Source organism: Veillonella sp. 3891, from assembly GCF_003992315.1.
GTDB lineage: Bacteria > Bacillota > Negativicutes > Veillonellales > Veillonellaceae > F0422.
The window spans coordinates 123,029-142,509 of record NZ_RQVE01000001.1; the positions used below are offsets into that span (position 1 = coordinate 123,029).

The window sequence follows — 19,481 nt, forward strand, 5'->3', positions numbered from 1 at the left end:
TTTAGGTGTAATCTACTAGGAAGTCACTACAAGCCCCTTAGCGTTGAAATTATCCGTATTAAACAGGGAGTTATTATATGAAGAAACATGAATTCGTATTACAATTTAAGGAAAAAGAAGCTTTGTTAACGTTTGTAAGAGCAAGATTGCTTGAAAAAGGTATTAAAGATTGTGATATTGATGAATTTAATTACTTAATGTCAAGATGTTATGAGTTAGGTTGTTTTCATTCTATGCAAAAATTTAGAGAGGATAGCTATTATTTTGATTTATCCGAAAGGAAAGCTAAAAAATAATTTAAAGCGTGGTTGAAGCGTGAATGATTCTGAAAAGGGGGTAATGAATGAAGCTACATTGGAAGATAGATAACAAGGAACAGCTGAAAGAAATTGATGTAATCCTAAAGCAGATTCGAGAAAAATTCTATATGCATTCATTGAAAGTACGACCTAATCAAAATGGGTCATATGATGTGTATTTACAGCCTAAAAAGTAGCTATTTTATGCTATTTGTGGTATAATATAAATAACATAACAAGTACCGCATATATTGTAAAATTGGTGTTAAAGACCTTGTGGCGTATCTCAATATATGTAAGCATATGGCGTGGGAAAGTGTATACCTCCGTTTACACTATCTCACGCCTTTTTGTTATGTGTTTATTTACTCTTATTTTTAGAAAAGAGGTACTTTACATGGAAAACATGGATCAACAAGAAAAAACTTTTACGCAAGATGAAGTAAACAAAATCGTATCAGACCGCTTAGGCCGTGAAAAAGAACGGTATGAAAAGGACTATCAAGCAAAAGCGGAGGAACTGCGACAACAGGAACTGCGTATAAAAGGTACGGAACTTTTAAAATCACATCATTTAAGTGAGGAAATGTACGATATTTTAAAGTTCAGTAATATCGAAGAATTAGAAACTAGTATTTTATCATTAAAGAAAGCATTACAAGGTACACATACAAGACTAGGGCCAACAGGTGTTACACCGGGCGAGCCTAGATCAATTTATCTTAGTGATTCCGAACATAAGCAATCACTAGCAGAAGACCCAATACGAAAGGGTATGGGTTTGTAGTAGTACCTTGTTATGAAATGAGGTAACAACAATGGCTATTCAATTAGCAACAAAATTCGCACCATATGTAGACGAATTATTTACAAAAGAGTCACGTATTGACTTATTAACTAACCGTGATTTTGATTTTGACGGAGCAAAAACAGTCAATATCTACAAAGTAGGTACTGTAGAAATGACTGATTACGCAAGAACAAAATCAGAAACAGGCGAACGAGTAGAAAAACAAGTCAATAATGGACGATTACAGATTAATAGCTTGTATGGCAATATCGTTGACTTAGAAGCAACAACAGAAACCTTTACATTGCGTAAGGATAGATCCTTTACATTCGTTATTGATAAGTTAGACCAAGACGAAACCGTACAGCAATTAGAGGCTAGTTCTGCATTAGCAAGACAGCAACGACAGGTAATCATTCCTGAAATTGAAACGTACATGCTAGACCAAATTTTAAAAGGAGCCGGTACAACGCCTGAGCCTGTTACTTTAACCCCTGAAAATATCTTTTCTGAAATTATCAAGGCCACAAATGCACTAGATAATGCGTTAGTGCCTGATAACGGCCGTGTATTGGTGGTAACACCTGATACATACTCTATCTTGAAACAATCTAAGGATATTGTATTAAATACCGAAGTAGGCCAAGATATGCGTTTAAAAGGGGTATTAAGTAATCTAGACGGTGCAACGGTGATAAAAGTACCAACTAGCCGTTTACCTGAAAAATTCGGTTTTGCTATGGTACATCCTAGTGCAACAGTAGGCGTTACTAAGCTAGCAGATTTTATGATTCATGAGAACCCTCCGTTTATCAATGGTCATTTAATCGAGGGGCGTATTGTGTATGATGCTTTTGTACTAGAGAACAAAAAGAAAGCAATCTATTTACAAAAGACTGTATAAGGATCAGGGGGAGTAATTCCCCCTTTTTCTTGTATATGATAGGGGTAATGATGTATACGTATGATTCAATGCTATTGATATTAAAAGGTTATAGGCGTATTGGCCAAAAAATCCATGATTTACAAGGCGAGTTAGAAGTATATAATCGAGGATATGCACCACAAAATCATGCTCTACCTATTCATGTAACAGGTGGAAAGCATAAAGATATATCAAACCATTTAGTGGATGTAGAACGAGTAAAAGAAGAATTAAACCTGTTATACGAAAAGCACGATCAGATGTACTCTATTCTTGATCAATTTGGTGACCAATTAATAGGAAAACTAAGTGTTAAAGCTGATTTATGCATTATCGAAACTAGGGCTTATATACTTGATATATCCATATTTCTAGGGAAGATAAACAGCAGAAAAAACAAGAAGTATATTCCCATCTTTACGCATTGGGTCAACTGTAAAAATATTGTGATTCCTAACCCCTATGAAGTGATGTAGCTGAATATAAGGGACAAATCATATACAAACATGGTTACATGGTGGTATAATTAAGCAAATGGAAGCTAATTATATATAACCTTTATATGCATGCATAAAAGCAATTCTTGTATTTTGTGGCAAGATGGTATATAATTGTGGCATAAAGATTTAAATCCCTTTATTATAGGGTCAAACAAAAAAGGACGGGGGCAACCGTCCTTTTTGCCTTTCTACTTTTTGTTCTTTAAGAACTCAATCAACATGTGTGAAATAACATGGATCAAGATACCTTGAAGAACAACGGCGAGAAAGTTGCCAATACTCATAAGATTTAAATCCCCCATTACAGAGTCACCCCCTTTCATAATGAAATGAGGATACATAGAGTATACCACATTTTACTCATGAATGTATGCGAATATTCGCCGTTATTGTGTGTTTATAATAGTCTAGGTATAAACTATAGGGCGACTAGGGAAAAGCCCCGTACAGGCGAAATAAGAGGACTATTTTTTGAGGTCATACCCTTATAAATAGTCGGAAAATAGAAAAACAAGACTAAAAGCCGTACAGCTGATAGCCTTGTTTATGAGGTGATTATACATAGTAGTTTTGCCCCCTATCTTGCCCCCTGTAGAGGGTAGAAAGTGGAAAGGCTAGGAGATAAGCGGGTTTATAGGGTGTATCCCTAATCCTCCGCCAAGGTTTAAAAGCGTTTATGCATAGCATAGGCGCTTTTATTGTTATATCCCATTGTATTTTGTGGCAAGATGGTATATAATTAACTCAACGAATGTTATATTACCCATTATAGGGTCAAACAAAAAAGGACGGGGGCAACCGTCCTTTTTGTCTTTCTTATTTTCTGTTCTTGAAGAACTCAATCACCATATATGAAATAATATGGATCAAGATACCTTGAAGAATAGGGGCGAGAAAGTCGCCAACACATAGAATGTTATATTCACCCATTTAGGTGTCACCCCCTTTCTTTAAATAAAAGGGGTATATAAAGTATACCACATTTTATACTTGAATATATGTGGATATTCATCCTTTTTGCTTTGTTATACACCTAGTATCTTACTGAAAAGAATGGTACAATAATTCCGTATGAGGAGGCGTTATATGGATTTTTTATGGTTATTATTTGACGTCATCGGAACGATTGCTTTTGCCATATCGGGAGCTCTTTTGGGGATTCAACGGCGTATGGATATTTTTGGCATCTTGATTTTAGCGTTGGTCACTGCTATTGGAGGCGGGATTGTACGGGATGTGATGGTAGGGCGTATACCGCCTACATCTTTGCAAACGGGATTATATATTTCAATCACGTTAATTACGGTAGGTATCATATTCATCATGTATCGTTATGGTTGGAATCGTTATATTGAAGGAAAAGGTGCAACAAAAGTATATCTGACAGCAGACGCCTTAGGATTGGCTTCTTTCACGGTGACTGGTGCAACAATTGGAATTACTGTAGATCCAGGTAATTTGGTGCTCACAGTTGTGCTCGGCGTGATTACCGCTGTAGGTGGTGGTATTATCCGGGATGTTTTGGCGCATCGTACGCCTAGTGTTCTGAAAGAAGAAGTGTATGCCTTGCCTGCTCTATTAGGCAGTATTATATACTATGTGGTATGTGCTATGGGACACCAAATTATGGCGTCTTATGCAACATTCCTTATTGTTTTTATCATTCGTATGGTGGCGCTTGAATATCATTGGAATTTGCCACGTATCGATCGGATTCATCGATGAGTGTGATGTTTGATCGTATGCATACAGTCTAGACTTCCAGTAGTGGTGAAAGTCTATAAGATACAGGCTTGTTATATGTAAAATGATAATAAAAGATTCTGTTAATAGATTATATAAAAGATACTTTGAAGCAGCATAGGGATTAGGAGTGAATGATTATGTGTGACTCCCAATTATCTGTGAAATACTAATATATTAAGAATATACGAACATATTTTGTGGAAGTATTATACGTAGTGGGTAGGATTCATTAAGAAGATAATTAGCAATTATACGGTGTAATAGGAGAGATATAAGAAATGAGTAAACAATTATGGCGACGTAAGTTTGCTGTGATGGCTACAGCCGTTGCCACAGCGATACTAAGTCATGCAAGCACTGCAGAGGCTACGACGGTGCTGTATGTACCACAGGATGACCGTCCTGTGAGCTTAGCCTATACGGTGGCGACGGCTCAAGAGGCAGGATATACGGTGTTAACACCACCACAATACTATATTTCTGGGCGAAACTTTCAAGGAAATGCAGAAGCCATGTGGAGATGGGTGGACGAGAATGTTAACAAAGCAGATGTGCTCGTATTAAGTACAGACTCCTTGATTTATGGTGGACTCGTAGATTCTAGAAAGCATAATTTAGATTTGCATACCTTGGAATATCGTGTGCGCCATATTGAAGACTTGCACAAAAAGTATCCTAATGTGCCAATCTATGCTTTTGGTACAGTGATGCGCTCTCCGCGTGCTAGTGGAGGCGGTGTAGAGCCAGCTTATTATGATCAATATGGACCAACGATTTTCCGCATTGCCGCATTACAAGATAAATTAGACAGCCAAAAATTGACCGCAGATGAACAAAAAGAGTTGTTCATGTTGCAGGCTACAGTGCCAGTGGAGTTCTTACAGGACTGGTTCCATCGTCGTCAAAAAAATATGGAAATTAACCGTCAACTTATCGATATTACGAAAAAAGGTGTTTTCAAATATTTTGCATTAGGACATGATGATACTAGTAGTTTATCTCAATCGGCTATGGAAGGTCGTTATTTGCAAAAATATAGTAAAGGACTTTCTCCTACGCAATATGGTAGTTTCCCAGGGGCAGACCAATTAGGCCTATTATTGATTGCTCGTGATCATGTGGACCGCAATCATTTAACACCTACGTTCGAGGTCATCTATCCATTGGGTGGTGGTGGTGAAACAGTACCACACTATGAGGATCAAAAGGTAGAAAAAACGATTGCTGAACATGTGGTAGCTGTAGGTGGTACGATGAAAGTCAAAGGCAAACCATCTGTGCTATTAGCAGTAAATACCCCATTAGGTATGGTGACAGGTGAATCAGAAGCCTTTGAAAATTTCCCAATGATCTCTAGGAGTACCAATGAATTTTTAGACCATATTCAAGCATCTATGAATCAAGGCGTGCCTGTTAGTATTGCAGATATTGCGTATTCCAATGGGTCTGATAATACATTGGTCTATGGATTGTATCAACGGGATTTGCTATATAAAGTGAGTGCTTATAATGGCTGGAATACGGCAAGTAATACTATTGGCTATGCCATAGCACAAGGTATTTTAGGGGTGCACATGGATGATCAAAGTCATCGCAATATGTTGACACAACAATACTTGGATAACTGGGCATACCAAGCGAATATCCGTAAAGATGTGTATCGAATGCAAGACTCTATCCGCACAGATAATGTGAAATATACAGGTACGTTGAATGAAGCATTAGAAAGCTATTTAGGTGAACGAGTACAGGACTTTGCAGCTACGTATTTAAAATTAGACCCTCGTACTGTATCAGCTCGATTCCCATGGGGACGCTTGTTTGAAACTGATATCACCGTATATCGTGAACCTGTGGCTCCGTTACAAAAAGAATTACGCTTGCAACGTGAAGCGGCAGAACGAGCACGGCTAGAAGCAGAAGCTAAAGCAAAGGCGGAAGCCGAGGCAAAAGCGGCCAAAGAAAAAGCAGAGGCAGAAGCTAAAAAGGTGAAACAAGCTTAATAATGTTACGTAATACAAGAAGAGGGGGGCGTAGCCCCTCTTTTTTGGAGGAATTATGAGAAAACCAGCCATACCGGCTATTACCTATATGCGGGGACTTTGTATGTTAGGTGTTATCGGTATCCATGTAGGGTCCTATGCCTTGGCAAACCCTGCGATTAACATACATCTATTAGGGTTATTAGAAATTGTATCACGATTTACCGTGCCTGCATTTTTCTTTTTATCCGCCTTTGGATTGTTTTATCATACATCGGTGGAGGATGAATTCTCTTACTCCAACTTTTTGCGCCGTCGTATACAAGTGGTACTCTATCCATATATTCTATGGACAATTTTATATACAGCCTATAATGCGGTGTTAGCTCATAGCGCCTGGGGATTGATGCCACATGTACTAGGACTGACTCTACTCTTTGGGAATGGCATGTATCATCTGTATTTCTTGGTGATACTTCTCTGGTTTTATGCATTGATGCCACTTTGGCGATGGGCTCTAGGGTTTATACTAAAAGCGCCTATTCTTAGTATGACGGTATTATTTTTTGTGCAAATGGCAGTGAACTATTGGTCATCGTATATGGCAGGTTCTGTGCAGTTTTCGCAAGAATGGTTACAGTATATCTTTAGCATGCGTCTCAATTATTTTGTAGGATTTTATATATGGATTTTCCTATTAGGTGGACTTCTCGCAGAACGATTTGATGCGATGCTAGAATGGATTGATGCCCATGGTTTCGGTATCACAGTGGGATTTATCCTGTCCTTAGTGGCGATGCTAGGATCCTATTACTACGTGATGGCAGAGTGGGGATATACTCGATTAGAAGCCATCTACACAGTGCATCAGCTAAGCCCTCAAGGCTTGGTATATACAGGCATGGGTTGCCTCTTTTTCGTGTGGGCCTTTACCGTGTCATCCATGAGTGACATTGTGGAAACCTTTTGGACAGAACTGGGTAATGCATCCTATGGCATCTATTTAGTGCATCCATTTATGCTGATTCTATTGGATAAAGTATTGCAAATCGGCGGATTAGGATATACAACAACGACAGTGGTGCTTATGTATGTGAGTGCGGTCATCTTATCATTTGGATTGACAAAAGGATTAGAGGGGTTGCCGAAACAAGTACGGGCTTATGTGTTAGGAAAGTAAATCGTTTCTTGTTTCGCTATGCAGCCTGTAGCGTTCTTAATTATATAAGATAAAGGGAAGAGCACGGCATACCCCTCTCAAACGGTATTTCATAATGTTTGTTCGGGGCACGCCGTGCTCTTCTAGTGTTTGTGTGATTTAGGCAGTAAGGAACGCCACAAGGCTGTTACTCGTAACTGCGCTCCTCAGGGGATGGGAAGAGCACGGTATACTCCTCACAAACGGTATTTCATAATGTTTGTTCGGGGCACGCCGTGCTCTTCTAGTGTTTGTGTGATTTAGGCAGTAAGGAACGCCACAAGGCTGTTACTCGTAACTGCGCTCCTCAGGGGATGGGAAGAGCACGGTATACTCCTCACAAACGGTATTTCATAATGTTTGTTCGGGGCACGCCGTGCTCTTCTAGTGTTTGTGTGATTTAGGCAGTAAGGAACGCAACAAGGCTGCTACTCGTAACTGCGCTCCTCAGGAGGGGGGCAAACTTGCGCTCTGCTTAGTTTGCTTTTGAATAGAGTATGTGTGTTTACAGAAGATTTGCTGTAAAAGATGTAGAATTTTATACTTGTCTGTACTATAATGAAGATAATACTTGATTCGTATGTATACTATGAGGTGTTACTATGAAAGAATTAACATATTTTAATGGCGAGATGGTAGAGCCAGGTGCCAAGGTGGTTAGTCTTGATGATAGAGGATATTGTTTTGGTGATGGTGTATACGAGGTAGTGCGTGTGTACAACGGTCGTGCGTTTGCCTTTTCCTATCACCAAGATCGTTTGTATCGTTCTATGCGTGAAATGGACATTCCTGTGCGTATGCCGCCAGATGAGTTGCAAGAGTTGCACGAAATCATGATTGAACAAAGTGAAATTACTGATGGATATATTTACTTACAGATTACTCGTGGGGTAACACCTCGTCATCATGCGTTTGAGCGCTCTAAATTAGAACCGCAAATGTATATGTTTATTAAACCGATTACAACGGACTTAGGAGCCTTGCAAGATGGTGTAAAAGCGATTACATTACCTGATGAACGTTGGGCTCGTGTGGACATCAAAACACTAAACTTAATTCCAAATATTTTGGCACAAACGAAAGCTGAGAAAAAAGGTGCCTATACAGCTATTTTGGTACGTGATGGAATCGTTACAGAAGGGGCTACCTCTAATGTATTCGTTATGAAAGATGGTGTATGTTATACGCATCCAGCTGATCATCATATTCTAAAAGGTATTACTCGTCAGTTAGTGGTGACTCGTGTTGCACCGACGGCAGGGATTACGATTATTGAGCGTGAATTTGATGAAACGTTCCTAAAAGATGCAGATGAAATCTTCTTTACCGATACCATTGGTGGTATTATTCCGATTACAACCTTAAACCGTGAGCCTGTTGGTGATGGAAAACCGGGCAAAGCGGCAAAAGTATTAGCTGAACAATTACAACATTTAATGGAAGAAGGGTTAGCATAATGTCAGTCAAAACAATAACAGGAAGTGCCTTGCTCTTAGCCATTGCTTTGCTAAGTCAAGGATTTCTTCGTATGATTATTCCTATGCACGGTTTAGTGCAATTTCTAGTGGGCTCTATCGTAGGTGCTTGTACGGCACTGGCTACATGGCGATATGGCTTGTGGAGCGGATTTGTAGTGGCTTGTGTGACGCCGATTATGGCGTTCTTGCAAGGTATGTTGACCATACCTTTATTTGTACCTGTGGTGGCTATTGGTAGTATGGCATATGCAATCACTGTGAAAGTATTAGGTACAAAGCGTGTGTGGATGACTGCGATTACAGGTGCTATTGTGAAAAGTGTAGTTCTTTATGGACTATTCTTGGCGCTGTTCCAATTGATGCCAGGCATTCCTGAAGCCATGCAAAAAGGAATTTTATTCAGCATGGGGTGGCCACAGTTAATCACAGGTACTTGTGGTGTGTTCCTAGCTGCTTTCATTGCAAAACGTGGTGGGATTGTTATAAAGAGTTAATACTTCTAAATATAAAGTTATAATTTAAAGCTATAACAAACGATAGGTAAGCAATATAGTGGGAATTATTGACAGTCTGTCTACTCACATTGTACAATTTATGCATACCCAAGAGCTCTTAGGTTACTGAGAGCTCTTATTTTATTTAGTTTGAAAAGGAGAGGATTTCATGATAGAACTTAAACAGATTCAAAAAATCTATGAAGGTGCTGTCCGCGTGGAAGCCTTGAAAGAAATTAATGTCACTATACAAGAAGGCGAAATTTTTGGTGTCATCGGTCAATCTGGTGCCGGTAAATCCACCTTGATTCGCTGTATTAATATGTTGGAACGTCCTACATCTGGATCCGTTATTGTGGACGGTGTAGATTTAACAAAGCTGAATACGGCTGAATTACGTGAAGAACGTAAACATATCGGTATGATTTTCCAACACTTTAATTTACTTTCATCCCGCACAGTTTATGAAAACGTGGCATTCCCATTGGAATTACAAGGATTGTCAAAAGATGAAATTAGAGAACGTATTTTACCAATTCTAGATATTGTAAAATTGTCGGATCGATTAGACAATTATCCATCCCAATTGTCTGGTGGTCAGAAACAACGTGTTGGTATTGCTCGTGCCTTAGCTAGCAATCCGAAAGTGTTGTTATGTGATGAAGCTACATCTGCACTTGACCCGCAAACGACTAAATCTATTTTGGCATTGTTGAAAGATATCAACCGTCGATTGAATTTAACGATTGTGTTAATCACTCATGAAATGAATGTCATCAAGGAGATTTGTGATCGTGTAGCCGTTATCGAAGGTGGTACGATCATTGAAGAAGGTCCTGTTGTAGATGTGTTCACAGAACCAAAAGAAGCAACGACAAAAGAGTTCGTGTCTGCTATTATCAGCCATGATTTACCAGAAGATGCATTGGCTCACTTAACATTAAATGAAAGTTGGGTTGAAGGAGCCAATCCGATTGTACGATTGACTTTCAAAGGCAATGTAACAGATGAACCTGTAGTGGCAAGCATCATTCGTAAATTCGATACAGATGTGAGCATCTTATTTGGTGGTGTAGATTACATTCAAGATATGAGCTTTGGTCATTTGATTGTAGAATTAAAAGGCGAGCGTGCTAAATCAGAAGCTGCCATCAACTACTTACATAATTTACCAATTGGAAGCGAGGTGATCGGTTATGTCACAGCAAATCATTAATTTATTGATACAAGGTTTCTTGGAAACAGTACAAATGACAGTGATTTCCACTGTGGTAGCCGTTCTAATCGGTGTTCCTTTGGGTGTTATCTTGGTCATCACCAGTCGTGGTCATATCATGCAAAATGAAGGCCTTAACAAAGTGTTAGGGGCTATTGTGAATGCTACACGATCTATTCCTTTCATCATTTTGATGGTAGCCATCATTCCATTTACACGGTTAGTGGCAGGTACATCTATCGGGACTACTGCAGCCTGTGTGCCTTTGACCTTAGCAGCCATCCCATTTTTGGCTCGTTTAGTAGAAACAGCCATCAAAGAAGTGAATGGCGGTGTTATCGAGGCAGCGCAGTCCATGGGGGCTACACCATTACAAATTATTTGGAAAGTGTTGTTGCCTGAAGCATTGCCTACATTAATTGATAATATTACTGTACTCATCGTTAACTTAATCAGTTATTCAGCGATGGCAGGTGCTATCGGTGGTGGTGGTCTTGGTGACATTGCCATCCGCTATGGTTATCAACGATTCCAAGGTGATGTTATGTTAGCAACTATCATCATTTTAATTGTATTAGTACAAGTTATTCAAAGTTTAGGGGACTACTTATCCCGCAAAGTAAATAAAAAATAAAGGAGATAGTCATGAAGAAAATTTTAGTTGGCTTATTAGCCATTGCATCTTTAGTGCTATTATTAGCAGGATGCGGAAAAGAAGAAGTAAAACCAGCAGCAGATGCGCCTATTAAAGTAGGTGTTACAGCAGGTCCGCATGCAAAAGTGATGGAGTTTGTAAAACAAGAGGCAGCCAAACAAGGGTTGAACATTGAAGTCGTTGAATTCAGCGATTACATTCAACCAAACATTGCCCTAGATCAAAAAGAGTTGAATGTAAACTCTTACCAACACCAACCATTCTTGGATAATATGGTAAAAGATAAAGGGTTAAAAATTCAATCTATCGGTAAAACAATCTTGTTGCCAATGGGCATTTACTCCAATAAATACAAAGATTTGAAAGATGTACCTAATGGTGCGACTGTAGCGATTCCAAATGACCCAACAAATGGTGGTCGTGCTTTATTGTTATTACAACAAGCAGGCTTAATTACATTGAAAGATGGGGGCAGTGTTAAATCTTCTGTAGCAGATATTACTGGCAACCCTAAAAACTTAGAAATTCGTGAGTTGGAAGCAGCGCAAATCGCTCGTTCTTTAAATGACGTAGACGTAGCAGCAGTGAACACTAACTATGCAATCCCAGCTGGTTTGAATCCACAAAAAGATGCAGTTGTAGTGGAAAGCATTGACTCTCCATATGCTAATGTAATAGCGGTTCGTACAGATGATGTAAACAATGAAACATACAAAAAATTGTTGTCTATTTACCAATCTGAACCAGTACGTAAATTCATTCAAGAAGAATTCAAAGGATCCATTGTCCCAGCATTCTAAGTGAATGAAAGCAAAAAAGAAACATAAAACAGAGGCTAGTTGATGAACTATCATCAACAGCCTCTGTTTTTTGTATAAGAATGAAGAATTTATGATATATGTATGGTATTTCCTATGGTATAATGGTAGTGAAATAAAGTACATTCCGAATAGAATTATGAAGGAGTAAAAGATTGAATCAAAAACTTAAGAATCCAATACACGACCAATTGTTTCGAGCAGTCTTGTCTTTGGAGACATTAGAAGAATGTTATGAATTTTTTGAAGATATTTGTACCATCGGAGAATTAAAATCTATTTCTCAACGGCTGGAGGTAGCGAGACTATTGAAAGCGGGCACAGGGTACGATCAAATCGTAGAACTCACAGGTGCTAGCACAGCTACCATAAGTCGTGTAAAACGGTGCTTGAATTATGGTGCTGATGGATATAATAAAATTTTACCGCGTATTGAAGCATAAGAGGAAGACATCAAAGTGATGTAGTTAAGAAAGGAGGGCTCATACCATGGAAGGCGATTTGCTCATAGGTATTATATTATTTTTTGCAGGGACCCTAGCAGGATTTATTGACTCCATTGTTGGAGGCGGTGGATTGATTTCATTGCCTGCATTGATGCTGACGAATATGCCAGTGGCCATGTGTTTGGGGACGAATAAACTGTCCAGCGTATTTGGATCAGGGACGGCGATGATTAACTTTGCTAAAAATAAGTTGGTAGACTGGGGCTTTGTAAAACGAATTATGCCGTTTACGCTTATTATGTCCATGATCGGTGCGTATATAGCAGTCTATGTTCCAGGTACATTTTTAAAACCACTTATCATTGTATTATTGCTAGCTGTATTCATTGTGGTGCTTACCAAAAAAGATTGGGGTGCCATAGCACAAGTAGAGCGTAAAACAGGATGGAAATTAATTGCCTATCTAGCAATGGCCATTATCATTGCTTTATACGATGGATTTCTTGGCCCTGGTACAGGGATGTTTTTAATATTTTATTTCTTGTTTATGGGCTATGACTTTTTAGGGGCTTCGGGAAATGCTAAAGTGTTAAATACGGTAAGTAATTTTGGGTCTTTATTAGTGTTTATCTATATGGGTCAGGTCAATTACGGCTATGGATTAGCCGTGGCAGTAGGTCAAATTATTGGTGCCACTGCAGGATCGAAGTTAGCCATGGTGAAAGGCGCAGGACTAGTACGATTTTTATTTATTACCATGTCTTTGACGATGCTAATGAAATTGACCTATGACTATTTACTTTCACTAGGAATTATATAGTAGGGGTGACTATGCAAAAGTTTAGTGATAATCAAGTAGCGTTAATCAGTGGTGGTACATCTGGCATTGGATTTGCTACAGCAGAATTACTGTTAAAGCAAGGTTGGTGCGTTGTTATCAATGGCCGCAATGAATGGGATGGACAAGAAGCGGTCGTTAAATTGCGTCGTATTTCCTCAAAAGTTCGATTTGTACAAGGCGATGTGAGTAAGGTTATGAATTGTCGTCGTATTGTAGAAGATACAGTACGTCTATTTGGTAATTTGAATGCGTTAGTAACGGCTGCTGGCTATTATGAAGAACGATTGTTAGAGGATGTGGATGAACAAAACTTTGATGAAATGTTTGGAACTAATGTGAAAGGTACGGTCTTTTTATGCCAAGCCGCAGCGCCGTACTTGAAACAAGTTCATGGTAGCATCGTGACCATCTCTAGTGATGCAGGTCTACAAGGGAATGTAGCGTGCACTGTATACGGAGCATCCAAAGGGGCTGTGGTGAGCTTTACGAAGTCACTGTCCTTAGAAATGGCGCCACATCGTGTCCGCGTAAACTGTGTATGTCCTGGTGATGTAGATACATCATTAGTGGCGAAACAATTGGCTAATGAACCTTCTGGAGATATTGTAAAAGCTAAGGAAGAGATGGCACTGCACTATCCATTGGGACGGATTGCACAACCCAAAGAAGTGGGAGAAGTCATTGCTTTTCTCATCAGTGAGAAAGCCTCTTTCGTGACGGGAGCCGCTTGGACTGTAGATGGTGGATTAACAAGTTGGTAATTCATACGGAAATTTGATACAATAAGGGTAATCAGTACATTGACACATACATATTTTGTGGTAAGTATAGGAGACAAATATGGAACAGTTGGAATACAATAATGAAACACTTGCTCAAGCAACGAATGTACAAGAAGAAGTAGAAATGATTTGTCGTTGGGCTGCGGCTCGTGCAGCTGGCATTGCGGCATTACCAAAGTTTAATTATGCAGGTTTATTAGCTAATGATGTGTATATGGTATCCCGCATTGCTAAAGTCTATGGCGTATGCCCTGCTAAAGAGGGTATTACGGGATTTTTAGTAGGTCTTGGTGGCAGTGCTGTGGCAGCCTTGGTATGTACGATTGTGCCAAGTATCATTCTTCGTGTTCCTGTGGCAGCGGCCATTACTTACGGCGTAGGTAAAATGGCTGCCAAATGGATTGAAGATGGTATGCCAACATGCCCTAATTTTGAGGCTTATCGACAACGGTTAGTAGATATTTATGAATATAACAAAGAAACAGTGATTACATTGGCTAATACACCACTTCGTGATAAACCATTAGGCAATGAAAGTGTAGACTTCTTAGAAGATGTTCATGTATCTGGTAACGAGTATTTAGCAAGTGCGAAAGGATTTGCAAGTTCCTTTGTAGGCGCTGATTTATTGGCTAATATGGGTGCTGTGAAAGACCTTGCAGTAGGAGCCGTCTCTATCTTGGCAGCGACTGTGAAAGATGCCTTAGAAAAAAGTGGTAATGAAGAATTACTAGATAATGCTCGTCATGCTGCAAAAGGCGTTGGATCCTTACTTAAAATTTTAGCGGTGGAAGCATTATCTTTAACAGGAGCCGCAGCAAGTACATCGGCTTCCAAAGCAAGTGTATATACAAAAGCAGCCTATGAAAAAGCAGATACTGTACGTCAAACATTAAATGACTCTTTACAGACTACTGTAGAACCAGTAGTAGAAAAAGCGACGGCTGTGATGCAAGATGTAAAAGAAGTAGTAGAGCCAAAATTACAACAAGTCAAAGAAGCAGTGGAGCCAACATTACAGCAAGTAGAAGAAAAAGCTTCTGAACTAACAACAAAAGCAATTGATCAAGCACAAGAAACGGTGCAAGATATTCGTGAAAAAGCAGAAGTTGTAAAAGAAACAGCTGTAGAATTGGCGGAACAAACAAAAGAGAAAGCTATTGATTTAGCAGAACAAGCAAAAGATAAGTTCAAACGGTAATCAGCGAGGTCATCATTATGAATATTTTAAAACTCCTTAAGTATGGAAAAAACTTTACATCTGATGCCTTTATGTCCACTGTGAATCGCATGGGCCGTAATATTATGTTTGCACGAAAAGCAGTTATGTTATATTATTGTTTACGTGATAAAGACACACCAAAATTTGTAAAAGCTGTCATTGCCGGGGCTTTGGGTTATTTAATTTTGCCTATCGACTTTATTCCAGATAGTGTACCAGGTCTTGGATGGGTAGATGATGTAGCCATCTTGGCGATTGCTATGAAAGTGGCTAATCGGTATATTAAGGCTTCTCATAAAGAACAAGCACAAAAATTCGTGCCTATTGGATCAATTGAGTAATGAGTAAAAGGGGCTCTTTGGAGCCTCTTATTGCATAGGAAAGGTAGTATACGATGATTTCTACGTCACTACGTGTCCGATTTTATGAAACGGATATGATGGAGATTGCTCATCATACCAACCATTTACGGTGGTTTGAAATGGGCCGAATTGAATATTTCCGCCGCTGTGGCATTAGTCTATGGGACATGATGCAAGAGGGCATCGTCTTTCCTATTACAAAAGTGAGCTGTGAGTATAAGGAAGTGGCACGTTTTGACGATGTATTGCGGGTAGAATTAACAGTGGCCTCATTGTCGAGGGCTCAATGTACTTTCACCTATCGGATTATCCGTGAAAGTGACGGAGCTCTCATTTGCACAGGAGAGACGCAAAACGTATTTACCGCTAAGGAAACGGGTAAAATTATTCGCTTGCCAGACGTATTTTTTAAACCTATGAAAGCCGTAGCAGAGGAGGAGTAGGGAATGTCGCCCATACAGAAGGAATTACCTATTGGAGTCTTCGACTCTGGCATCGGTGGATTGTCTGTATTATCTGTGCTTACACAGGAATTTCCAGAAGAAGATTTTATTTACGTTGGAGATAGCGCAAATAATCCAGTAGGAAATAGGCCGATTGAGGAAATTGAAGGCATTGCTACGAAAATTGCAGAGTTTTTAGTGGCCCAACCAGTGAAACTAATAGTCATCGCTTGCAATACATTTTCTGTGGTAGCCTTGGACAAACTATCCAAACAATTTGATGTACCTATTGTGGGGATGGCCCAGGGGATTCATGATGCTCTGCGTATCAAAGTCAAACAGAAACGTAAAGGACCTTTAGGCATTATGGCTACCGTCGCGACTATTAATAGTCATAAACATATGGATGCAGTCCATACCTTGAAGCCTCATGTAAAAGTAGTAGAACAAGGCTGTAAAGATTTGGCGGCCTGTATTGAAGAAGGTCATTTAGATGATGCAGTTTTACGACATTGTGCAAAAGAATACGTACAGCCTTTGGTAGAGGCAAATGTGGAAGTGGCCATTTTAGGATGTACCCACTATCCTTTAGTAGAACCCATATTGCGTGAGTTGGCTAAAGAACAAATTTGCTTTGTGGATCCTGCGTGGGAAACATCTGATGCTGTAGGAGCTATTTTGTACGGAGAAGATTTGGAGCAGACATCAGGTAGGAAAGGCTCTATACAAGTTTGTGTTACTAGCCATGCGGATCGAGTAACGTCTATCGTACAAGATATTTTCAAAGATAGTAGCTTAGAAGCTAAGCTCATTACTCTTTAGGAGGAATTATGTATATTTACACATTAATAGATACCCTAGTGTGGATAGCCTGTATCATTGCTATCATTTATATTGCCTACCGCATATTTGCATGGCGCCAAGGCAATGAAGATATAGTAATTATGGTGAAACGCCGTACCCCATTTGTAGTGGAAGATATTAGTTTTGACCAAGTGGTATTATCTACGGATATTCCATTTGTGAACAGAGGAAAACAATACGGAACTATTATGGATATGTTCCCTCGTCATTTATTACCACAAGAACAATTTGACAATGTGCGAATTCAATCTTGGTTGACCGATGCAAAAGCAGAACGTCATGATGGCTATTGGGAAGCGTTAGTGTATAAGCAACGACAAGGAAGTACCATTCGTTTGCGTCTAGTCATGACTGCTAATAGTGGTAACATTCGTAAAGACTTAGTGGGATTCCCGGACATGCCTATCGATATCTACCATCAAGTAGTAGGCCGCGAGGCATACCGTATTTCAAAAACTAGAATTACTCTAACTGCAGAAGAGTTAGAAGTAGCGATGCGTAAATAGGAGGTATATCATGGCAGAATTAGAACTTTTACCAATCCCTACGCGCATTTTAACGAACAAAGATGATATCGTTGAGGCTATCGTAGAATTTGCAGGCCCTTATATTGGACCAGAAGATATTGTGTGCGTAGCAGAATCCGTCGTGGCTATCACGCAAGGGGAGTTTACACGACCAGAAGATTTAAAAGTATCTTGGCAAGCTAAATTTTTAAATCGCTTTATCCATCCTGATGGCTCTATGGCATCTGTGTACGGTATGCAAGCAGCTATGGATAAAGAAGGGGAATGGAAAATGATGTTTGCCTTCCTCTGTGGAGCCGCAGCTAAAGTGTTTAAAAAATCTGGCGTGTTCTATCAAATGGCACGGACCGCATCCTTAACAGATGATGTTACAGGGACTATGCCTCCGTTTGATAAATGCATTGTATATGGACCAAAACAACCATATGCAGTAGCCGATGCTATCATGAAAGCAACAGGAGCCTATGGAGCTTGTGTAGCGGACGTGAATGATTTAAAACGAGCTGCTATCTTAGGCCATAGCCGTGGATTAAAACCACAACAAATTGCGCAGATTTTAATCGATAATCCATTTGGCAATGATAGCCAAATGACGCCGATTGTGGTGATTAAAAATTATGCTTCTGTGTCTAAGCGAAGAGTCTAAAGCGTATTGGAATCATGACAATATTGCATGTCGTTCATAGAAGATAAAAATTGTTGATACTTGTGCTTGCAAATTGAGCGGTATCAGCGTATACTGAAAGAGAACTTTGGGGAGCCTCATGGCTGAGAGTAAACGAATGTTTTGACCCATAACCTGATTTGGATAATGCCAACGTAGGATAAGTTTGATTCGTCATACCGAGGACATCCAACAGGATGTCCTTTTTTGTATCTTTTATAGATGATATCGTATATGGATACAGATTGAAGGTGCATCTAGTGGATGTACAAGTGGAACAGAATAGTGAGACGATAGAGTGCTACAGCATGAAGGGGCATACCACCGCGGGTATGGTTTTTCGTGCTGTTTTTTTATACTAGTATGTGATGAAGGATCCCGTACAGGTGGTTGGCGGTATACTAGTTTTGAAATGTATATATAGCAAATGCTATAGTTAGGAGGATATGATGAAAGTAAATGGAACAACCTATCATTATGAAGGACAAACAGTACAAGAAGTGCTGACAGCCTTAGCGTTTCGCATGGATCGCATCGTAGTGGAATATAATGGGAAGATTCTTTCTAAAGCAGATTGGGAATCCACTCGGGTGAGCGCTGCGGACACAATGGAAGTAGTAACCTTTGTAGGAGGTGGCTAAATGGTATCCTTACAAGATAAAAAAGTATTGCTCATCGGTGTGGGCGGTGTTGGTTCTCATGTGGCAGTGGCATTGTGTCGTGCCGGAATTGGACAACTAGAAATCGTAGACTTCGACGTTGTGGATGAGAGTAATCTAGGCCGTCAATACTATGACGTGAATGATGTAGGAGTGTTGAAAGTAGAGGCTATGAAAGGTCACCTGAATCGGATGAATCCAAACTGTGAAGTCATCGTTCATAATGAATGCCTCACACCAGAGCGATTATCTGAATTAATCGATGGCTATGACATGGTTGTAGAAGCAGTGGATAAAGCGGTCACAAAAGCGTGGATGACAGAAGTTGTTTTAACTCATCCTACAGAACCTTTGCTAGTAGGTTGTTCTGGCATGGCTGGTTGGGGCGATAGTAATGGGATACGCCGTGAACGGAGACACCATCGCTGGTACTTATGTGGTGACGGTGTGAGTGATATCGATTCTATTGGAAAAATTACTGCCGCTCGTGTTATGGTTTGTGCCGGCCATATGGCAAATGCGGTCATTCAACTATTACATGGAGAAGATATTGATTAAGGAGGAATCTAT

General features: G+C 39.6%; 24 protein-coding genes and 1 riboswitch. All 24 genes read left to right on the plus strand.

Features of this window, described 5'->3' with window-relative positions:
- Positions 1 to 77: 77 nt before the first annotated feature.
- The 24 genes from EO118_RS00600 to thiF all read left to right on the plus strand — a co-directional run bounded on the left by EO118_RS00600 (position 78) and on the right by thiF (position 19,469).
- A complete protein-coding gene (locus tag EO118_RS00600; protein WP_127068081.1) occupies positions 78 to 296 on the plus strand; it encodes a hypothetical protein in 219 nt (72 codons plus the stop codon).
- A 47-nt stretch (positions 297 to 343) separates the two neighbouring features.
- Positions 344 to 496 carry a hypothetical protein gene (locus tag EO118_RS08580; protein WP_164723829.1) on the plus strand — a complete coding sequence of 51 codons (153 nt, stop codon included), beginning with the start codon at positions 344 to 346 and terminating at the stop codon, positions 494 to 496.
- Positions 497 to 696: 200 nt separating this feature from the next.
- Complete coding sequence (locus EO118_RS00605; protein WP_127068083.1) at positions 697 to 1,086, plus strand: hypothetical protein; 390 nt, start codon at positions 697 to 699, stop codon at positions 1,084 to 1,086.
- 31 nt (positions 1,087 to 1,117) lie between these two features.
- Positions 1,118 to 1,993: a hypothetical protein gene (locus EO118_RS00610; RefSeq protein ID WP_127068085.1), complete on the plus strand. Its 876-nt coding sequence runs from the start codon at positions 1,118 to 1,120 to the stop codon at positions 1,991 to 1,993.
- A gap of 47 nt (positions 1,994 to 2,040) precedes the next feature.
- On the plus strand, positions 2,041 to 2,490 hold the full coding sequence (locus tag EO118_RS00615; protein WP_164723830.1) for a hypothetical protein: 450 nt from the start codon (positions 2,041 to 2,043) through the stop codon (positions 2,488 to 2,490).
- Between the two features lie 1,110 nt (positions 2,491 to 3,600).
- A complete protein-coding gene (locus EO118_RS00620; RefSeq protein ID WP_127068089.1) occupies positions 3,601 to 4,239 on the plus strand; it encodes a trimeric intracellular cation channel family protein in 639 nt (212 codons plus the stop codon).
- A gap of 299 nt (positions 4,240 to 4,538) precedes the next feature.
- Positions 4,539 to 6,263 carry a DUF4127 family protein gene (locus EO118_RS00625; protein ID WP_127068091.1) on the plus strand — a complete coding sequence of 575 codons (1,725 nt, stop codon included), beginning with the start codon at positions 4,539 to 4,541 and terminating at the stop codon, positions 6,261 to 6,263.
- Positions 6,264 to 6,318: 55 nt separating this feature from the next.
- On the plus strand, positions 6,319 to 7,422 hold the full coding sequence (locus tag EO118_RS00630) for an acyltransferase (protein ID WP_127068093.1): 1,104 nt from the start codon (positions 6,319 to 6,321) through the stop codon (positions 7,420 to 7,422).
- Between the two features lie 620 nt (positions 7,423 to 8,042).
- A complete protein-coding gene (dat, locus tag EO118_RS00635) occupies positions 8,043 to 8,897 on the plus strand; it encodes a D-amino-acid transaminase (protein ID WP_127068095.1) in 855 nt (284 codons plus the stop codon).
- Positions 8,897 to 9,412, plus strand: coding sequence for an ECF transporter S component (locus EO118_RS00640; RefSeq protein WP_127068097.1), 516 nt, complete (start codon positions 8,897 to 8,899; stop codon positions 9,410 to 9,412). Before dat ends, EO118_RS00640 begins: the two co-directional genes overlap by 1 nt.
- 169 nt (positions 9,413 to 9,581) lie before the next feature.
- Positions 9,582 to 10,628 carry a methionine ABC transporter ATP-binding protein gene (locus EO118_RS00645; RefSeq protein WP_127068099.1) on the plus strand — a complete coding sequence of 349 codons (1,047 nt, stop codon included), beginning with the start codon at positions 9,582 to 9,584 and terminating at the stop codon, positions 10,626 to 10,628.
- Entirely contained in the window at positions 10,609 to 11,262 is a 654-nt protein-coding gene (locus tag EO118_RS00650; protein WP_127068101.1) for a methionine ABC transporter permease, read from the plus strand. Before EO118_RS00645 ends, EO118_RS00650 begins: the two co-directional genes overlap by 20 nt.
- An 11-nt stretch (positions 11,263 to 11,273) precedes the next feature.
- Complete coding sequence (locus EO118_RS00655) at positions 11,274 to 12,083, plus strand: MetQ/NlpA family ABC transporter substrate-binding protein (RefSeq protein ID WP_127068103.1); 810 nt, start codon at positions 11,274 to 11,276, stop codon at positions 12,081 to 12,083.
- Positions 12,084 to 12,256: 173 nt separating this feature from the next.
- Positions 12,257 to 12,544 carry a YerC/YecD family TrpR-related protein gene (locus EO118_RS00660; protein WP_127068105.1) on the plus strand — a complete coding sequence of 96 codons (288 nt, stop codon included), beginning with the start codon at positions 12,257 to 12,259 and terminating at the stop codon, positions 12,542 to 12,544.
- Positions 12,545 to 12,590: 46 nt separating this feature from the next.
- Positions 12,591 to 13,367 carry a TSUP family transporter gene (locus EO118_RS00665; RefSeq protein ID WP_127068107.1) on the plus strand — a complete coding sequence of 259 codons (777 nt, stop codon included), beginning with the start codon at positions 12,591 to 12,593 and terminating at the stop codon, positions 13,365 to 13,367.
- 11 nt (positions 13,368 to 13,378) lie between these two features.
- The gene (locus EO118_RS00670; protein WP_127068109.1) at positions 13,379 to 14,149 is read left to right on the plus strand and encodes an SDR family NAD(P)-dependent oxidoreductase; all 771 of its coding nucleotides are present in this window, start codon (positions 13,379 to 13,381) and stop codon (positions 14,147 to 14,149) included.
- A gap of 79 nt (positions 14,150 to 14,228) precedes the next feature.
- Complete coding sequence (locus EO118_RS00675) at positions 14,229 to 15,371, plus strand: hypothetical protein (protein ID WP_127068111.1); 1,143 nt, start codon at positions 14,229 to 14,231, stop codon at positions 15,369 to 15,371.
- A 17-nt stretch (positions 15,372 to 15,388) separates the two neighbouring features.
- Entirely contained in the window at positions 15,389 to 15,733 is a 345-nt protein-coding gene (locus EO118_RS00680; RefSeq protein ID WP_127068113.1) for a YkvA family protein, read from the plus strand.
- Between the two features lie 53 nt (positions 15,734 to 15,786).
- Positions 15,787 to 16,197 (plus strand): thioesterase family protein, encoded by a 411-nt coding sequence (locus tag EO118_RS00685; protein ID WP_127068115.1) that lies wholly within the window; start codon positions 15,787 to 15,789, stop codon positions 16,195 to 16,197.
- 3 nt (positions 16,198 to 16,200) lie between these two features.
- Positions 16,201 to 17,019, plus strand: a complete 819-nt coding sequence (gene murI, locus EO118_RS00690) for a glutamate racemase (RefSeq protein WP_127068117.1) — start codon at positions 16,201 to 16,203, stop codon at positions 17,017 to 17,019.
- 8 nt (positions 17,020 to 17,027) lie between these two features.
- Positions 17,028 to 17,567, plus strand: a complete 540-nt coding sequence (locus EO118_RS00695) for a hypothetical protein (RefSeq protein ID WP_009352952.1) — start codon at positions 17,028 to 17,030, stop codon at positions 17,565 to 17,567.
- Positions 17,568 to 17,577: 10 nt separating this feature from the next.
- Positions 17,578 to 18,234, plus strand: coding sequence for a coenzyme F420-0:L-glutamate ligase (locus tag EO118_RS00700; RefSeq protein ID WP_127068119.1), 657 nt, complete (start codon positions 17,578 to 17,580; stop codon positions 18,232 to 18,234).
- Positions 18,235 to 18,331: 97 nt separating this feature from the next.
- Positions 18,332 to 18,431: riboswitch (TPP riboswitch) on the plus strand.
- 267 nt (positions 18,432 to 18,698) lie between these two features.
- Positions 18,699 to 18,893 (plus strand): sulfur carrier protein ThiS, encoded by a 195-nt coding sequence (gene thiS / locus EO118_RS00705; RefSeq protein WP_127068121.1) that lies wholly within the window; start codon positions 18,699 to 18,701, stop codon positions 18,891 to 18,893.
- On the plus strand, positions 18,894 to 19,469 hold the full coding sequence (gene thiF / locus EO118_RS00710) for a sulfur carrier protein ThiS adenylyltransferase ThiF (protein ID WP_127068123.1): 576 nt from the start codon (positions 18,894 to 18,896) through the stop codon (positions 19,467 to 19,469).
- The last annotated feature ends 12 nt before the right edge of the window (positions 19,470 to 19,481 follow it).

Excerpts from the sequence above, each read along its gene's own strand:
- EO118_RS00600 (WP_127068081.1), top strand. The coding sequence starts at position 78 with ATGAAGAAACATGAATTCGTATTACAATTTAAGGAAAAAGAAGCTTTG.
- EO118_RS08580 (WP_164723829.1), top strand. The coding sequence starts at position 344 with ATGAAGCTACATTGGAAGATAGATAACAAGGAACAGCTGAAAGAAATT.
- EO118_RS00605 (WP_127068083.1), top strand. The coding sequence starts at position 697 with ATGGAAAACATGGATCAACAAGAAAAAACTTTTACGCAAGATGAAGTA.
- EO118_RS00610 (WP_127068085.1), top strand. The coding sequence starts at position 1,118 with ATGGCTATTCAATTAGCAACAAAATTCGCACCATATGTAGACGAATTA.
- EO118_RS00615 (WP_164723830.1), top strand. The coding sequence starts at position 2,041 with ATGATGTATACGTATGATTCAATGCTATTGATATTAAAAGGTTATAGG.
- EO118_RS00620 (WP_127068089.1), top strand. The coding sequence starts at position 3,601 with ATGGATTTTTTATGGTTATTATTTGACGTCATCGGAACGATTGCTTTT.
- EO118_RS00625 (WP_127068091.1), top strand. The coding sequence starts at position 4,539 with ATGAGTAAACAATTATGGCGACGTAAGTTTGCTGTGATGGCTACAGCC.
- EO118_RS00630 (WP_127068093.1), top strand. The coding sequence starts at position 6,319 with ATGAGAAAACCAGCCATACCGGCTATTACCTATATGCGGGGACTTTGT.
- dat (WP_127068095.1), top strand. The coding sequence starts at position 8,043 with ATGAAAGAATTAACATATTTTAATGGCGAGATGGTAGAGCCAGGTGCC.
- EO118_RS00640 (WP_127068097.1), top strand. The coding sequence starts at position 8,897 with ATGTCAGTCAAAACAATAACAGGAAGTGCCTTGCTCTTAGCCATTGCT.
- EO118_RS00645 (WP_127068099.1), top strand. The coding sequence starts at position 9,582 with ATGATAGAACTTAAACAGATTCAAAAAATCTATGAAGGTGCTGTCCGC.
- EO118_RS00650 (WP_127068101.1), top strand. The coding sequence starts at position 10,609 with ATGTCACAGCAAATCATTAATTTATTGATACAAGGTTTCTTGGAAACA.
- EO118_RS00655 (WP_127068103.1), top strand. The coding sequence starts at position 11,274 with ATGAAGAAAATTTTAGTTGGCTTATTAGCCATTGCATCTTTAGTGCTA.
- EO118_RS00665 (WP_127068107.1), top strand. The coding sequence starts at position 12,591 with ATGGAAGGCGATTTGCTCATAGGTATTATATTATTTTTTGCAGGGACC.
- EO118_RS00670 (WP_127068109.1), top strand. The coding sequence starts at position 13,379 with ATGCAAAAGTTTAGTGATAATCAAGTAGCGTTAATCAGTGGTGGTACA.
- EO118_RS00675 (WP_127068111.1), top strand. The coding sequence starts at position 14,229 with ATGGAACAGTTGGAATACAATAATGAAACACTTGCTCAAGCAACGAAT.
- EO118_RS00680 (WP_127068113.1), top strand. The coding sequence starts at position 15,389 with ATGAATATTTTAAAACTCCTTAAGTATGGAAAAAACTTTACATCTGAT.
- EO118_RS00685 (WP_127068115.1), top strand. The coding sequence starts at position 15,787 with ATGATTTCTACGTCACTACGTGTCCGATTTTATGAAACGGATATGATG.
- murI (WP_127068117.1), top strand. The coding sequence starts at position 16,201 with ATGTCGCCCATACAGAAGGAATTACCTATTGGAGTCTTCGACTCTGGC.
- EO118_RS00695 (WP_009352952.1), top strand. The coding sequence starts at position 17,028 with ATGTATATTTACACATTAATAGATACCCTAGTGTGGATAGCCTGTATC.
- EO118_RS00700 (WP_127068119.1), top strand. The coding sequence starts at position 17,578 with ATGGCAGAATTAGAACTTTTACCAATCCCTACGCGCATTTTAACGAAC.
- thiS (WP_127068121.1), top strand. The coding sequence starts at position 18,699 with ATGATGAAAGTAAATGGAACAACCTATCATTATGAAGGACAAACAGTA.
- thiF (WP_127068123.1), top strand. The coding sequence starts at position 18,894 with ATGGTATCCTTACAAGATAAAAAAGTATTGCTCATCGGTGTGGGCGGT.